The 14805-nt window shown below is 67.8% G+C and carries 15 protein-coding genes; 7 read left to right on the top strand and 8 right to left on the bottom strand.

Annotation, left to right across the window (positions count from 1 at the left end):
- Positions 1 to 917, top strand: a 917-nt coding sequence (locus tag ACLML9_RS22470) for an FAD-dependent oxidoreductase (protein WP_411947376.1), incomplete at its 5' end; no start/stop codon positions are given.
- A 1-nt stretch (position 918) separates the two neighbouring features.
- On the opposite strand, the gene ACLML9_RS22465 is transcribed toward ACLML9_RS22470, so the two are convergent.
- Complete coding sequence (locus ACLML9_RS22465) at positions 919 to 1440, bottom strand: GNAT family N-acetyltransferase (RefSeq protein ID WP_411947375.1); 522 nt, start codon at positions 1438 to 1440, stop codon at positions 919 to 921.
- Between the two features lie 235 nt (positions 1441 to 1675).
- On the opposite strand from ACLML9_RS22465, the gene ACLML9_RS22460 reads away from it, so the two are divergent.
- From ACLML9_RS22460 to fdhD, 3 genes are all read left to right on the top strand, one after another.
- Positions 1676 to 2788, top strand: coding sequence for an FHA domain-containing protein (locus ACLML9_RS22460; RefSeq protein ID WP_411947374.1), 1113 nt, complete (start codon positions 1676 to 1678; stop codon positions 2786 to 2788).
- Between the two features lie 95 nt (positions 2789 to 2883).
- On the top strand, positions 2884 to 5184 hold the full coding sequence (locus ACLML9_RS22455) for an FdhF/YdeP family oxidoreductase (RefSeq protein ID WP_411947373.1): 2301 nt from the start codon (positions 2884 to 2886) through the stop codon (positions 5182 to 5184).
- Positions 5181 to 6008: a formate dehydrogenase accessory sulfurtransferase FdhD gene (gene fdhD, locus ACLML9_RS22450; RefSeq protein ID WP_411947372.1), complete on the top strand. Its 828-nt coding sequence runs from the start codon at positions 5181 to 5183 to the stop codon at positions 6006 to 6008. The genes ACLML9_RS22455 and fdhD overlap by 4 nt, the downstream gene beginning before the upstream one ends.
- 125 nt (positions 6009 to 6133) lie before the next feature.
- On the opposite strand, the gene ACLML9_RS22445 is transcribed toward fdhD, so the two are convergent.
- A complete protein-coding gene (locus tag ACLML9_RS22445) occupies positions 6134 to 7306 on the bottom strand; it encodes an FAD-dependent monooxygenase (RefSeq protein ID WP_411947371.1) in 1173 nt (390 codons plus the stop codon).
- Between the two features lie 107 nt (positions 7307 to 7413).
- Here ACLML9_RS22445 and ACLML9_RS22440 point away from each other — a divergent pair, with 107 nt between their 5' ends.
- The gene (locus tag ACLML9_RS22440) at positions 7414 to 8139 is read left to right on the top strand and encodes a TetR/AcrR family transcriptional regulator (protein ID WP_411947370.1); all 726 of its coding nucleotides are present in this window, start codon (positions 7414 to 7416) and stop codon (positions 8137 to 8139) included.
- A 36-nt stretch (positions 8140 to 8175) separates the two neighbouring features.
- Here ACLML9_RS22440 and ACLML9_RS22435 read toward each other — a convergent pair whose 3' ends face one another.
- The gene (locus ACLML9_RS22435; RefSeq protein WP_411947369.1) at positions 8176 to 8613 is read right to left on the bottom strand and encodes a hypothetical protein; all 438 of its coding nucleotides are present in this window, start codon (positions 8611 to 8613) and stop codon (positions 8176 to 8178) included.
- Between the two features lie 173 nt (positions 8614 to 8786).
- A complete protein-coding gene (gene mihF, locus ACLML9_RS22430; RefSeq protein ID WP_030523251.1) occupies positions 8787 to 9101 on the bottom strand; it encodes an integration host factor, actinobacterial type in 315 nt (104 codons plus the stop codon).
- Positions 9102 to 9556: 455 nt separating this feature from the next.
- Here mihF and ACLML9_RS22425 point away from each other — a divergent pair, with 455 nt between their 5' ends.
- Positions 9557 to 9934 carry a nuclear transport factor 2 family protein gene (locus ACLML9_RS22425; protein WP_030523252.1) on the top strand — a complete coding sequence of 126 codons (378 nt, stop codon included), beginning with the start codon at positions 9557 to 9559 and terminating at the stop codon, positions 9932 to 9934.
- A 213-nt stretch (positions 9935 to 10147) separates the two neighbouring features.
- Positions 10148 to 10717, top strand: coding sequence for a carboxymuconolactone decarboxylase family protein (locus ACLML9_RS22420; RefSeq protein ID WP_265806482.1), 570 nt, complete (start codon positions 10148 to 10150; stop codon positions 10715 to 10717).
- 15 nt (positions 10718 to 10732) lie between these two features.
- Here the strand turns inward: ACLML9_RS22420 and ACLML9_RS22415 are convergent, their stop codons facing one another.
- The 4 genes from ACLML9_RS22415 to ACLML9_RS22400 all read right to left on the bottom strand — a co-directional run bounded on the left by ACLML9_RS22415 (position 10733) and on the right by ACLML9_RS22400 (position 14257).
- On the bottom strand, positions 10733 to 11188 hold the full coding sequence (locus ACLML9_RS22415) for a hypothetical protein (protein ID WP_411947368.1): 456 nt from the start codon (positions 11186 to 11188) through the stop codon (positions 10733 to 10735).
- Positions 11189 to 11271: 83 nt separating this feature from the next.
- Positions 11272 to 12552: an ATP-dependent Clp protease ATP-binding subunit ClpX gene (gene clpX, locus ACLML9_RS22410; RefSeq protein ID WP_030523255.1), complete on the bottom strand. Its 1281-nt coding sequence runs from the start codon at positions 12550 to 12552 to the stop codon at positions 11272 to 11274.
- Positions 12553 to 12912: 360 nt separating this feature from the next.
- On the bottom strand, positions 12913 to 13578 hold the full coding sequence (locus ACLML9_RS22405) for an ATP-dependent Clp protease proteolytic subunit (protein WP_063129467.1): 666 nt from the start codon (positions 13576 to 13578) through the stop codon (positions 12913 to 12915).
- 88 nt (positions 13579 to 13666) lie between these two features.
- Positions 13667 to 14257 (bottom strand): ATP-dependent Clp protease proteolytic subunit, encoded by a 591-nt coding sequence (locus tag ACLML9_RS22400; RefSeq protein WP_030523257.1) that lies wholly within the window; start codon positions 14255 to 14257, stop codon positions 13667 to 13669.
- Positions 14258 to 14805 lie beyond the last annotated feature (548 nt).

Genomic DNA, 14805 nt, shown 5'->3' with positions numbered 1-14805 from the left:
CCGCCGAGCGGGTCGGCGGCGACGGGGCCGTCCTGCGCGACACCCTGACCGGCGAAAGCCTCGAGGTCCACGCCGCGGCCGTGGTCAACGCGGCCGGTGTCTGGGCGGACCAGGTCGATCCGAGTATCGAGTTGCGACCCAGCCGCGGCACCCATCTGGTGTTCGACGCCGCCGCCTTCGGCGGGCTCACCGCGGCGCTGACCGTGCCGGTGGCCGGCACCGTCGGCCGGTTCATCTTCGCCCTGCCCGCCCCGCACGGACGGGTCTATCTGGGCTTGACCGACGAGGACGCGCCCGGACCCGTCCCCGACGAACCGCGGCCCACCGAAACCGAGATCGACTTCCTGCTCGACACAGTCAATACAGTGCTGCGCATCCCACTGACCCACACCGATATCCGCGGCAGTTACGCCGGCCTGCGGCCGCTCCTGCGCACGGCCGGCGACAGCACGGCCGATATCTCCCGGGAGCACGCGGTACTCACCGCGCCGAGCGGGCTGGTGACGGTGGTCGGCGGCAAACTCACCACCTACCGCAAGATGGCGCAGGACGCCGTCGACGCCGCCGTGGCCCGAGCGCGCCTGAGCGCCGGCCCGTGCCGGACGAGGAATCTGCCGCTGGCCGGCGCGGTCGCCGGCGCGGCACGGGACCGGTTGGCCGCACCCCAGCTCCTGATCGAACGCTACGGCGCCGACGCCCCCGCGGTCGTCGCGCTGACCGCCGCCAACCCCGACCTGGCGGTCCCGGTCGCGCCCGGCGCGGATGTGCTCGCGGCGGAGTTCCTGTGGTCACTGGAGCAGGAGGGCGCCCTCGACGCCGGTGACCTCCTGGATCGCCGCACCCGGATCGGGCTGGTCCCGGCCGACCGGGCCGCCGCCCTGGCCGCTGCCGAGGCCGCGGTGGCCGCCGCGGTGTAACTCAGACGTATTCCCAGGTCTCGACTGCGGCCCACATACACGACCGGGGCCAGCGGTCGAGACCGTGCGCGATCTCGGCGGCCCGCACGGCGTGCAGTTGCGGGGTCTCCGCGGCCGGATCGAGATAGCGGAAACCCAGCCGCCGGTAATACGGTCCGTTCCACGGCACCTCGGTGAACGTGGTGAGCGTTATCGCGGGCAACCGGTGGTCGGCGGCCCAGCGCACCGCGCGGTCGATCAGGCGCCGGCCGATTCCCGCCCCACGGTATTCGGGCAGGACCGACACCTGGTCGATATGGGCGTTCCCGTCGACGATGCTCGCGATGAGATATCCCGCCGGGCCCCGATCCGCGGCCGCCCAGACCCAGGCGCGATCGTCCAGGACGAATTCGCCCAGCACCTCGGCCGACAGCGGTTCGTCACCGGCGACCGCGTCCATCCCCACCGCGGCGAACGGCTGCCCCGCCCGCACCTCGATCTCCTGCAGCACCGGGATATCCGCGGCGCTCGCCGCACGGATCACGCCGCACCTGCCCGCCGGACGTACGACAGTGCCGGCTGCCCGGCCGATAGCCCGGCAGCGGCCGCCGCGGTGCGTTCTTCCGGTGCGCTGAGGTGCATAACGGTCCCTACTCTCTGTTCCGTGCGGCGAGGTGGTCTCCCCGCTCACCCCGGCGATCCGTCGTCACCATCTCATAAGCCGGGTAACGGATTCGCATCTATGCTGGATCCGGTGGTGCGCCAGGAAGGAGCCGCGGGTGCGCGTTGATACGTCCACTATCGGGATCGCACCGGGCGAGGGCCTGGTCGCGCGGTTCGGTGATGTCGTGATCTATCTCGTGGGCGCCAATGCGTCCACCGAGCGGATACTCGGTGCGGTCGAAGCCGTGGCGGACGCCGAGCATCCCGGGGCAGCCATCGCGCAGCGGCTCGCCGCGGTCGTCTTCGGGACCGGTTCGGAGCCGCCCCCGTTCGGGCTCGTCGCGCCCACCGCCGACGGCACCCTCGTTCTGCTGCGCGGCCCGGTATCGGCGATGATCTCCGGCGCCGAGGGCTCCCGGCGGCTCGTCGGCGCCCGCGCCTTCACCTGGGTGGACGAGATCGTGCGCGACCCGGTGCGCACACTGACCGTCGGCCCCGGAGCCGACGGCCGGATCACCCCGTATCCGCGCACCGATCTGCGCGCGGGAGTGGTGCCCGGCGGGGGGTTCGTCATCAAGGCCGCGGTGCGCCGCGGTACCAGGAACCAGAACCGGGCCGCCACCCCGGCGAAGAAAGCGGCGACCTCCTACGAACCCGTCGCGACGGCACCGGCCGGGCTCGCCGCGAGCGAGCCGGTATCCGAATCGCATTCCGGGCCCCGCACCGGACTCGCCGAAGCCCCCGCCGCGGAACCACTGCCCGGCACTCGCGCGTGGTCGGCCGCGCCGGCGCCCATGCGCGCGGATCCCGAACCGATCCGCCTGCGCAAGGAACCGGCCCGGCCCCAACCGCACACCCGCGCCGCGCCCAGCGCCGAACAAGCCCATCCGGCCCCGCCGACCCTGGTGGCCCAGGACGGTACCGCCTACCCGCTGGACCGCGCCTACGTCATCGGCCGCGGCCCCTCGGTCGACGAATCGGTACGCCGCAAAACCGCCGCTCCCCTGGTCCTGCAGCGCGATCGCCACATCTCCCGGGTCCACGCCTACCTCTCGGTCGACTCGGGCAAGGTCTTCCTCCGCGACGCCGGAACCGCCGCCGGAACCTTCGTCTCCACGCCCGGCGAACCGCGCTGGACCCGGATCAGCCAGTCCCCGACCGAGCTCCCGCCCGGCGGCCGGATCCGCATCAGCGAGCAGGTCCTGACCTACCACGGCGGATCCGCCTGACTGCGGCGCCTCGGTCGAGCCCCGGGTGACCCCGCGCGCGGCGACTCCGGAACCAGGGCGGGCCCCGCCCACGAAGGTGGATCACAATGGTCGGTATGCACCGCAACGCCCCGACCGACGATATCGACGAGTCCGAACTGACCGTGACTCCGCCGAAGGAGCAGGCCGCCGGGGTCCGGGCGGTGGCCGTGGCTCTGCAGCGTGCGGTATCCGATATGGGCGTCGTGCGCACCGCGCGGACCCTGGCCCGGGTCAATCAGGTGCACGGATTCGACTGCCCGGGCTGTGCCTGGCCGGAGCCGAGCGGTCACCGCCGGCCCGCCGAGTTCTGTGAGAACGGCGCGAAGGCCGTCGCCGAGGAGGCGACGCTCGAGACGGTCGGGCCGGAGTTCTTCGCCCGCTATTCGATCGACGAACTCGCACAACGGTCCGGGTACTGGCTGGGGCGGCAGGGCCGGCTCACCCATCCGATGGTGCTGCGGCCCGGCGATACCCACTACTCCCCCATCTCCTGGGCGGAGGCCTACCGGCTCGTCGCCGAGCAACTCCGCCGTCTGGACTCGCCGGACGAGGCCGTGTTCTACACCTCCGGCCGTACCGCCAACGAGACGGCGTTCCTCTATCAGCTGCTGGTGCGCAGCTTCGGAACCAACAACCTGCCCGACTGCAGCAATATGTGCCACGAGTCGTCGGGCACCGCCCTGACCGGTTCGATCGGTATCGGCAAGGGTTCGGTGACCATCGACGATTTCGCGGCCGCCGACCTGATCCTGGTCGCCGGCCAGAATCCGGGTACCAACCATCCGCGGATGCTCAGCGCCCTCGCCGACGCGAAGAAGGCGGGCGCGCGCATCATCGCGATCAACCCGCTGCCCGAGACCGGCCTGATCGGTTTCCGCGATCCGCAGACCGTGCGTGGTCTGACCACCGGCGTGGATATCGCCGACGATTTCCTGCAGATCCGCCTGGGCGGCGATATGGCCCTGTTCCAGGGCCTGGCGAAATTGCTGTTCGAGGCCGAGGACCGGGCTCCCGGCACCGTGCTGGACCGCGCCTTCGTCGACGCGTACACCGCCGGTTTCGCCGACTACGAGCGGCATATCCGAGCTGTCGACCTGGACACCGTGCTCACCGCGACCGGACTCTCCCGCGACGATCTCGAACGCACGGCCGCGCTGCTGGCCGGTTCGACGAGCACCATCGTGTGCTGGGCGATGGGACTCACCCAGCACACGCACGCGGTGGCCACGATCGAGGAGGCGGCGAACCTGTTGCTGGCCCGCGGCATGATCGGCAGGCCGGGGGCGGGTCTGTGCCCGGTGCGCGGACATTCCAATGTGCAGGGCGATCGCACCATGGGTATCTGGGAGCAGGCTCCCGAATCCTTCCTGGCCGCCCTGGATCGGGAATTCGGGATCGCCAGCCCGCGGACGCACGGTTACGACACCGTCGCCGCCATCCGGGCACTACGCGACGGTCGTGCCCGGGTCTTCTTCGGTATGGGCGGCAATTTCGTCTCCGCCACCCCCGATACCGCGGTCACCGAAGCGGCGCTGCGCCGGTGCGCGCTGACCGTGCAGGTCTCCACCAAACTGAACCGCAGCCATGTCGTACACGGGGAAACCGCGCTGATCCTGCCGACCCTGGGCCGCACCGACCTGGACATCCAGAACGGGGTGCGGCAACAGGTCTCGGTGGAGGATTCGATGTCGATGGTGCATCTGTCCACCGGCAGGCTGAAACCGGTCGGGCCGGAACTGCGCAGCGAGGTCGCCATCGTCTGCGAACTCGCCCGGGAACTGCTGGGCCCGGACCATCCGGTGCCGTGGGACCGATTCCGCGGTGACTACGACCTCATTCGCGACGCCATTGCCCGGGTCGTGCCCGGCTGCGCCGATTACAACGCCCGGGTCCGGCAACGCGACGGTTTCGTACTGCCGCATCCGCCGCGCGATTCCCGCGAATTCCGGACCGCCACGGGGAAGGCCAATTTCGCGGTGAACGAGCTGCGCTGGGTGCCGGTTCCGCCGGGGCGGCTGATCCTGCAGACCCTGCGCAGCCACGACCAGTACAACACCACGATCTACGGTCTCGACGACCGCTATCGCGGAGTCCAGCACGGGCGCCGGGTGGTGCTGGTGAACGCCGCGGATATCGCCGATCTGGGTTTCCGCGACGGCGATCTCGTCGATCTGGTCTCGGAGTGGAGCGACGGCGTCGATCGGCGGGTCGAAGGTTTCCGGCTGGTGGCCTACTCCACTCCGCGCGGCAATGCCGCCGCCTACTATCCCGAGACGAACCCGCTGGTGCCGCTGGATCATGTGGCCGCCCGCTCCAACACCCCGGTGTCGAAAGCCGTCACCGTCCGGCTCGAACCCCATACCCACCGGCCATGAGCAGAGTCACCGCCCGCCGCCGGATGCGGCGCATCACCCCGTCCGGGGAGATCGTCCGTCCCGACACCTTGGCCGTGGAAGAGCCGCTGGAGATCCGCGTCCGCGGCGAGTCGCTCACCGTCACCATGCGTACGCCCGGCCACGATATCGACTTGGTGCACGGCTTCCTGTTCGGTGAGACCCTGATCGGCGCGGCCGCCGATATCCACAGCGCCCGCTACTGCGCCGGAACCGACGACGAGGGGCGCAACACCTACAACGTGCTGGATGTGGGCTTGCACGCCCCGCTCGTGCTCCCGGACCGGCCGTTCCTCACCACCGGTGCCTGCGGGCTCTGCGGGCGCACCGCGCTCGACGAGGTCCGGATGCGCAGCCGGTATCCGCTGCCGGCGCCGCAACCGTTGCTCGATGCCGAGGTACTGGCAGCGCTACCGGATCGCCTGCGCGCCCACCAGTCGGTTTTCGATGCCACGGGCGGTCTGCACGGGGCAGGCCTGTTCACCGCCGACGGTACGGGCCTGGTGGTCCGTGAGGACATCGGCCGCCACAATGCCGTAGACAAGGTGATCGGCTGGGCGCTGCGCGAAAACCGCATTCCGGCATCCGATCTCGTGCTGGTGGTGAGCGGGCGGGCATCGTTCGAACTGGCACAGAAAGCTGTCCTGGCCGGTATCCCGGTCCTCGCCGCCGTCTCGGCGCCCAGTTCGCTGGCGGTCGACCTGGCCGACGAATCCGGTCTCACCCTGGCGGGGTTCGTACGCGGCGAGACCATGAACATCTATACCCATCCGGAGCGGATCCGCGGTATCGGCGCCACCGGATGACTCGGGCCGGATGACCTCGAGACCTCCCTCGATTGCGGCCGTAGGGTCCGGCGGCGCCGATTCCCGGCACCAGTGAGACGCACACGACCCTCGGCATGGACTGAGCGGGCCGGCAGCCGTACTCGCTATCGCGCGACCACACCGGCATAGTCGGCCAACTCGATATCGTCTTTGGCGTCGCCGGCGAACTTATCCATCAGGTCGAACCAGCGTGACCCCAGGAACCAGTTCCGGAATCGCAGGCCGGGAGCCGTTTTCGGCGCCAGGAACGGGCCCGGGCTGCTGCTGCCACCGAGTTTCGCGTACCGGCGCATGATCCGGTCGTACCGGGCGAAGGCCACGGTGTGCTCACCCGCGGCGGCGGCGAGTTCACCGGCCAGCACATAGGCTCCCACCACTGCCAGCCCGGTTCCGAAGCCGGCCAGGGTGTTGCCGTAGGCGCTGTCGCCGACCAGGGCCACCCGGCCCGACACATAGCTGGGCATCCGCACCCGGGCCAGCGCGTCCAGGTAGAAGTCGTCGTGCCCGGGCAGTTCGGCGAGCATTTCGGCGACCGGTCCGTTCATCCCGGCGAAGTGTTCGGCCAGTACACGCCGCTTCTCGGCTTCATCGGCGAATGCCCGTGCGGCAGCGGCGAACATGTACATCTGCTGCGCCTTCGGCCCACCGCGGACCGCGAGCCGGCCCGGAGCGCTGTACGCGTGAGAGACCCGCCGCCGCGGTCCGTCGCCGTGTTCGGCGGCGAGTGGTTCCCCGGCGATGGCGTAGTAGTAACCGCGGTGCCCGACGAACTTCTCCTCCGGCCCGAACGCCAGCCGGCGCACCCGGGAATGGATGCCGTCCGCGCCGAACACCAGGTCGAAGCGGCGTGCCGGACCGTGCTCGAACTCGACCTCGACACCGCTGCCGGTATCCCGCAGCGCGGTGATCGAGTCACCGAATACATAAGTGCAGCGCTGGGCGGTCGGGGCGTAGAGGATCCGAGCGAGATCGCCCCGCAGGATCTCGACGTCGCCGCCGGTGAAGTCACCGGATATCCGGGCCTGTTCCCGGCCGTCGGCGTCGACGAAGACCATATCGGTGGCGCCGGTACTGCGCCGCCGGATCTCGTCGTAAACACCCATCCGCTCGAGCACTGTGCGCTGCACGGATCCCTTGAAATCGACGGCCTGCCCACCCGGGCGCAGGGCCGGGGCCCGTTCGACGACGGTGACGTCGAACCCGTAGCGATCGAGCCAGTAGGCGAGCGCGGGGCCGGCGATGCTCGCCCCGGAGATGAGAACGGTGCGGTTCTGCATGACGGACTCCATCCATAATCTGCGTCCAGCGGAAACTGTTTCCGACGGACGCTGATTAGCGTATGGTAGACACAGTTCCACGTCAACCCACTCCGGAAAGGGACCCGATGGCGACGCCGACCGTGCTCGAGCTGCTCTGGGGGACCGACCGGCGCCCGACCAGAGGCCCCAAGCCGACGCTCACCCGGGCCGCGATCGTCACCGCGGCGGTCGAGCTGGCCGATACGGAAGGCCTGGCAGCCCTCTCCATGCAGCGACTGGCCGATCGCCTCGGCTATACGAAGATGTCGCTGTATCGCCATATACCGGGCAAGGCGGAACTCACCGCACTGATGGTGGAGGAGGCCATGACCGGCCTGCCCGCCCTGGACTCGGGATCCCCGCGGTGGCGTACCGGCCTGCGGTCCTGGGCACTGCTGACCTTCGAGCGGTACCGCCGCCACCCGTGGGTGATGGAACTACTCGCCGGAGCGCGGCCGATGGGCCCCCACGAGCTGAGCTGGACAGAGGCCGCACTGGAGGCGATGGCGGATATCGCCCTGACCGGCCCCGAGCGACTGGACACACTCGTCGTACTGAACGGACATGTGCGCAGCCTGGCCCAGCAGGTCGTCGGCCCCGGCGCCACCGAGGAAGAATTCACCGGCGCGATGGCCGCGGCACTGGAATTGGCGGGCGACCGATTCCCGCGGCTGGTCGCGGCCGTATCGGACCCTCCGCCGGCCGCCGGAGCAGCGGCCACGCAACGCGACGCCGCCCTCGAATTCGGCACGGAGCGCATTCTCGACGGAATAGCGGCCCTGCTCGCCGACCGTGGCACGCCCGGCGACTAGGGGCGGGGGGACCCGGATCCGGCCAGAGCGCGGCACTCACATACCCGGCAGCCGGACGCCCCGGTCCGCCGCCACCCCGGCCATTTTCTCGGCCTCGTCGATGGCGACCGCCACATAGGTGCGCAACCCGTCGTCGTCCCGCCGCAGCAGGTACTCGTAATCGCTGTCGGTGAGCAAGGCGTCGTCGCCGTCGTAGAAATGCCAGCGCACCCGCACCCGCAGCAGCGAACCGGTCAGTTCCGCGTAATCGACCACGGTGTGGTCGACACGCGCCAGACCCAGCATCTGATAAATGGGATGAGCCTGCGCCAGCCCCTGGGCCATCTCTTCCCGCGAATGCAGCGCACCGACGAAAGCGTCACTGACAATGGTGCCCGGAATCCCCCACAGGGCCGCCGTGCGCTCGGCGTCGTAAGCGCTCAGCGTCGATTGGTATTCGTCGAGGAACGATTCGAGTTCTTCGCGGATGGCCATATCGCCACGGTATCCACATTCCCCCCACCAGGGCCGCGAACCGCCCGGAATCGACGTGCCCGATCGGATACGGCGGTCCACGACAGCCACCCGCCGGGCCACGCCGGTCGTGTCATCGACCGGCTCGGCCACGGCCGGCGTTCGGAGCGTCCACCCTCGAACGCTCCACCTCCTCAGTTGGCCAGCGCCTCCAGCAGCGCCGCCCGCTGACGGGCGCCCAGCCCGCCGATCCGGCGGTCCTCCGGGATATCCGCCTGGTCCATCAGCTTGGCGGCCTTCACCGGGCCGACACCGGGCAGCGCCTTGATCACGGCGACCACCTTCGTCTTCTTGACCAGTTCATCACTATCGGCCTTGCGCAGCAGGTCGGCGACAGAGACTTTGCCGTCTTTCACCTGACCGATCAGTTCGGAGCGCGCCTTGCGCACCGCCGCCGCTTTGGCCAGAGCCTCCGTGCGTTGTTCCGCGGTCATCGTTGGCAGTGCCATATCTCCTCCGCTTTCACTCATCGCTCGAACATCTGGTTTGACCGGGTCGATTCAACATCACAATACCGACACCGACCGGTCGACACACCGTCCGGACCTGCAGTCATAGCAATGTTTTCTGATTCGATCCCCCGGTAGGAGCCCGGAAACCGGCGGACCGGTCACTGGGATCCGGCACGAAAGAACACCTGAAACACGTAACACTCGAACGCGCTGCGGCGAAATTCAGAGCAGACGCATACCTGCACGGCGGCGGTTCAACGGCGAACCGAGGGGTCAGTGGAGATTCCCGACCGCCCTGCACGGCCAGCGCGTCTACCAGGTATTTCTCCGCCACACCGCAGTAGCGGACATATATGCGAACATCCTTTTACGGCGCGATCCGGCGATCGGACGCCCTCACGACTGCTACGCTCCCCAATCTAGAACACGTTTCAATTTCGGTAGGAGTGGTGATGGCACGGGAGATCCGCGACGTGGTCGAGCAGTACGTGAAACTGGTCGGCTCGGGGCCGACCGCAGATATCGTCGATCTCTACGCTCCCGACGCCGTGATCGAGGATCCGATCGGCACCGAGCCCAAACAGGGCCACCAGGCCATCCGCGAGTTCTACGACGTGATCGCGAGCCTGGAGCGGGAGACCAGCCTCGCCCCGGAGACGGTACGGATCGCCGGAAACCACGCCGCCTTCGTGTTCACTCTGGTGACCAGAGCGGGCGGGCAGCGTATGACGCTCAGCCCGATCGACACCATGGAGTTCGACGCGGAAGGCCGGATCATCCGTATGCGCGCCTACTGGGGCGCCGACGATATGTCCGTCGAACCCGAATGAGCGGCGAAGTGGCGACTCGACTGCGCTGAGCCGCCGCCTCGCTCCGCCCCGGAGCCGCAACCCATCACCGGCCTGGCCCCCGGCGCGCACCCGGCCTACCCTGAGCACAGGCGCGGGTGCGCTCGGTCACAGAAGGCGCTCCGGGGCGTTACGTCGAGGGCCGCTGTCTCGTCCGAGTTGCAGGGAAACGAACCCCACCTCAGAGGAGACCCGATGAGCACAACACGCATTCCGGCCGTGGCCCCCGAAAATGCCGGGTTACTGACCCGGGCGCTGTACTGGTTCGCCAAACGCCAGTTCGGCGAAGTCCCCGAACCCTTCGCCGTCGGCGCGCACCACACCGGCCTGCTGGTGGCCGGTGGCGTCCACGAACTGCTCGCCGAAAAGGCGTCGAAGAAACTGCCGGCGAATATCCGCGAGATCGCGGTCTACCGCACGGCCTGGACCGTCGGCTGTTCCTGGTGCGTCGACTTCGGGACCATGCTGCAGCGGCTGGACGGCCTGGATATCGAGCGGCTCCAGCACATCGCGGACTACGAGACATCACCGCACTACACCGACGACGAACGCGCGGCCATCGCCTATGCCGACGCCATGACCGCCACCCCGATGACCGTCACCGACGAGCAGGTCGCCGACCTGGAGAAACGTTTCGGCCGGGCGGGAGTCGTCGAACTGACCTATCAGATCGCGCTGGAGAACTCGCGGGCCCGCAACAACCACGCCCTCGGCATCACGGCGCAGGGGTTCGGCACCGATTCCTGCCGCGTGCCCTGGGCGTGAGACCGGCGTCGCGGCTCAGATGACCCAGCAGGCGTAGCCGATGTGCTCGCCCCGGCCCACGAAGACCCGCACATACGGAGCCTGGTCGTTCCCACCGGTCGGCTGGACCGCCTGCAGGGTGTGATCGCCCTCGTAGGCGGGCACCCAGTGCACCAGCGCCAGCCCACCGCCGTCCGGCCCGACCGTGGCGAACGGAATCCCGTTGTCGAGGAAGGTCACCGCGGTCACCGCCTCGGTGAGCCAGGCCCGCACGGTATAGCTGCACCCGGTACCGTAGTTCGTCCGGATGCCGGCATTCAGGTCCGGGGTCACACTGACCTCGCGCACGGTCGCACCGGCCGGCGGCGCGGTGAGCAACAACGAGACGAGTACCGCCGACAGCGATACGCCCACGCGGTTCCACCGCATGGGCGTATCGGCGACATCACGCCGCCCGGACCGGGTATCCCGCGCAAGCAGCCGTATCGCCATGACCTGCTCCTCCATCGCACGAATGCCGAGGGGTCACCGAGAATACTGCGGGCCGGCTCCGGACCGGCCCCGGTCGCGGGGCCTCAGGCCGACTTGTCGCGGCGCTCCGGACGCTCCCGCTTACGCGGCACGATGGTAGGCAGCACATTGTCGTTCACCGTATCCGCGTCGACGACGACCTTGGCCACATCGTCCCGGCTCGGGATATCGAACATGACCTGCTGCAGTACTTCCTCCATGATGGCGCGGAGCCCGCGGGCGCCGGTACCACGCAGAATGGCCTGATCGGCCACGGCCTCGAGCGCGTCCCGGGTGAATTCCAGATCCACGCCGTCCATCTCGAACAGCCGGATGTACTGCTTGACCAGCGCGTTCTTGGGTTCGGACAGAATCTTGACCAGGGAATCCTTATCCAGGTTCGTCACCGACGCCACCACCGGCAACCGGCCGATGAACTCGGGGATCAGACCGAACTTGATCAGATCCTCCGGCATCACCTCGGCGAAATGATCGGTGGTGTCGATCTCGGCCTTGGACCGCACCTCGGCGCCGAATCCGATCCCACGGTGCCCGGTACGGTCGGAGATGATCTTCTCCAGACCGGCGAACGCCCCGGCCACGATGAACAGCACATTGGTGGTATCGATCTGGATGAACTCCTGATGCGGATGCTTGCGCCCACCCTGCGGCGGCACACTCGCCTGAGTTCCCTCCAGGATTTTCAGCAACGCCTGCTGCACGCCCTCGCCCGAGACATCACGCGTGATCGACGGGTTCTCGCTCTTGCGCGCGATCTTGTCGACCTCGTCGATATAGATGATCCCGGTCTCGGCGCGCTTCACGTCGTAATCGGCGGCCTGGATGAGTTTGAGGAGAATGTTCTCGACGTCCTCACCGACATAACCGGCTTCGGTGAGCGCGGTGGCATCGGCGATCGCGAACGGCACATTCAGCATTTTCGCCAGCGTCTGTGCCAGATAGGTCTTACCGCAACCGGTGGGGCCGAGCATCAGAATATTGGACTTCGCCAACTCGACGCTTTCCCCGCGCGCGTCACGCCCCTTGTCGCCGGCCTGAATACGCTTGTAATGGTTGTACACAGCGACCGCCAGCGTGCGCTTGGCCGTGTCCTGCCCGATCACGTAGTTCTCCAGGAAATCCCGGATCTCCGCGGGTTTGGGCAACTCATCGAGTTTGACCTCGCTGGACTCGGCCAGCTCCTCCTCGATGATCTCGTTGCACAGATCGATGCACTCGTCGCAGATGTACACCCCTGGTCCCGCAATGAGCTTCTTGACCTGCTTCTGGCTCTTTCCGCAGAACGAGCATTTGAGCAGATCGCCGCCGTCGCCGATGCGCGCCATCTCGTGGGTCCCTACTTCCTTGTTCGCGTGCAACCATCCGTCCAGCTTCCAGCCGACCGCCGCCTGCGGTGGAACGAATCCGGCTCGATCACCCGGATCGAAGGGCGGTGCTGTCAACCGGGAACAAAGGTCCCTGGGTTTGACCGTACCCGGTGTGTGCGATGGAGGTCGACAACTCGGGCAGGTTTCTCGTCGCGGTTGTGCGGGGATTCACGCGGATACCGCGTCACGGCACATTTTCCGGATACCGAATCATCCGGGGTGTGTCGCGACGCCGCAGCGGGAATCCACCTGGCCCGGGCCCCGCCGCCCGGCCGGCCCGGCGTTCCGTTCACACGGCGCGCCGGAGCCGGAGGCGCCTCACTTCTGGGCGCTGAGCTTGCGGTAATCGAATACCGTATCGATGATCCCGTACTCCTTGGCATCCTCGGCCGTCAGGATCTTGTCGCGGTCGGTGTCCCGACGGATGACATCGGGGTCCTTACCCGTGTGCCGGGCCAGGGTGGTCTCCATCAACCGGCGCATCCGCTCGATCTCGGCCGCCTGGATCTCCAGATCCGACACCTGCCCCTGGATACCGCCCTCCACCGACGGCTGATGGATCAGCACGCGGGCGTTCGGCAGACAGGCCCGCTTACCCGGGGTCCCCGCCGCCAGCAGCACCGCCGCCGCCGAAGCCGCCTGGCCGAGGCAGACGGTCGCGACATCGGCGCGCACGTACTGCATGGTGTCGTAGATGGCCATCAGCGAGGTGAACGAACCGCCCGGCGAATTGATGTACATCGTGATATCGCGATCGGGATCCAGCGATTCGAGCACCAGCAGCTGCGCCATGATGTCGTTCGCCGACGCATCGTCGACCTGCACGCCGAGGAAGATGATGCGCTCCTCGAACAGCTTGTTGTACGGGTTGGATTCCTTGACGCCGAAACTCGAATGCTCGATGAACGACGGCAGGATGTAGCGCGACTGCGGGCCCGCCGGGGCGATACCGCCGAGGCCACGAGGATCGATCGGATTGGCCATATTCGTCTCCAAGTCTGTGAGTGAGCTGTCCGCTGGACGGATTCGCGAACACCGGCCGGTCATCCGGCCCGGAGTCGCCGACAACGCCCTAGTTGCTGCCCGTGCCGCCCGCCTGGCGCGCATTCGTGATCACACGGTCGATGAAGCCGTATTCCAGCGCCTGATCGGGCGTGAACCAGCGATCGCGGTCGGCGTCGGCGTTGATCTGCTCCACCGGCTTACCGGTGTGCATCGCCTGCAACTCGTTGAGCTCACGCTTGGTGTATGCGAACTGCTCGGCCATGATCGCGATATCCGCGGCCGAACCACCGATACCGGCCGACGGCTGGTGCATCATGATCCGGGTGTGCGGCAGCGCGAAACGCTTTCCCGGCGCACCCGCGGTCAGCAGGAACTGCCCCATGGACGCGGCCAGGCCCATCGCGGTGGTCGCGATATCGCATTCGGCGTACTGCATGGTGTCGTAGATCGCCATACCGGCGTTCACCGACCCGCCCGGCGAGTTGATGTAGAGCGAAATATCTTTGGTCGGGTCCTCCGCGGACAACAGCAGGATCTGCGCACAGATCTTGTTCGCGATGTCGTCGTCGACCTGGGTGCCGAGAAAAATGATGCGCTCACGCAGCAGGCGCTCGTACACCGAATCGCTGAGGTTGAGCCCAGCGGTCGGAGCTGTCATGACCTCGGCTTGATTGATTGTCACGGATACCTGCCTTCTCTCGCCGGCTCGTTGCTGTCACAAACATTAACGAAGCAGGGCGGCACCGAACTCCCGGTACCACCTTGATTCGCTCAGAGCGCAATATCATGGCGCCGCCTACGGCGGCGCGGGGGTTGCGGCCCCCTCGGTCCTGCTGTTGCGCGCCCGAGACTCGCGCCTTCGGCGCATGCACTTCGGACGCGCAACAGCAGGACGGGCCGCAACCCTTGGTGGGCCTCGCCGAACTCGGCACCGGGCGGATGCGGTCGTTCGTGGAGGGAAACCGTTCCAGAGTCTGCGGACACGAACAAGTAGAGCCCGCGCTCCAAGGTTCGCCATGCGAAATGAACACACTGGCCGAATACTGTGTCCCACCTTGGATGGACCTGGTCAGCCGTGCATCGGGAGCTCGATGTGCGACGCAACCACATGCGTCGAGTCTTACGAGACACCTCCAAGGGTTGAGGCCCGTCTCGCCGTTTCGGCCTCGAAAGCGCATGAGCCGAAGGCTCGAGTCCCGAGGCCGA

The organism is Nocardia sp. NPDC002869 (assembly GCF_046764065.1).
Lineage (GTDB): Bacteria > Actinomycetota > Actinomycetes > Mycobacteriales > Mycobacteriaceae > Nocardia > Nocardia rhamnosiphila.
The sequence above is the reverse complement of the archived record's forward strand: the minus strand, read 5'-3'. Positions and strand labels throughout refer to the sequence as shown.